This window comes from Bacillus sp. LR--39 (assembly GCF_053613335.1).
In genome coordinates, this window is the sequence record NZ_JBSIOT010000947.1 from 1 (window position 1) to 684 (window position 684).

A 684-nucleotide genomic window follows, 5' to 3' on the forward strand; every position below is an offset into this window, starting at 1 on the left:
ATACAGATAATAAAATGGTTAAAGCCGCAGCAAGAGAATATTGACTGGACTGCATTGTCAATTTATAAATCCATGAAACGAGGATATCTGTCCCGCCGGCTGTTGATCCGGTTACAGCCGGACCTCCACCATTGAATAGATAGATAATATTAAAGTTATTAAAATTAAACGTAAACTGGGTAATGATAATCGGAGCCATTGCAATGAACACCATTGGAAGCGTGATGTATCTCAACTTTGAAAAGACAGAAGCGCCATCAATCGTAGCTGCTTCATACAGATCGTCCGGGATGGATTGCAATACGCCTGTTGAGACGAGAAAGATGTACGGAAATCCAAGCCAGCCCTGCATGAGAATCAACGCAAGCCTCGACCAATTGGCATCTGTCATCCACGGAAGCGGATCTATCCCGAAGAAAGCCAAGATGTCGTGATTCATCGCACCGAAGCTATCATTAAACAGTCCCGCAAAAATTAAAATCGTCACAAAACCGGGAACGGCCCATGGCAAAATCAGAATCGTCCGAAAAAAACGTTTAAACCGAAGGTCTTTCTGGTTAACAATGATCGCGAGAAAAATCCCCAATGTGACTTGCAGTGTGGATGCAGCAAGTGTCCAAACCACCGTCCAAGCCAGTACATCAAAAAAAGTCGACCTCCAAATATCAACTGTGAAAATATTTG

Annotated in this window: 1 pseudogene; it reads right to left on the bottom strand. The window is 43.1% G+C overall.

What is annotated here, in order from left to right:
- Positions 1-684 (bottom strand): annotated as a pseudogene (gene ganP, locus ACWHAR_RS27665) (arabinogalactan oligomer ABC transporter permease GanP); the annotation flags it as partial.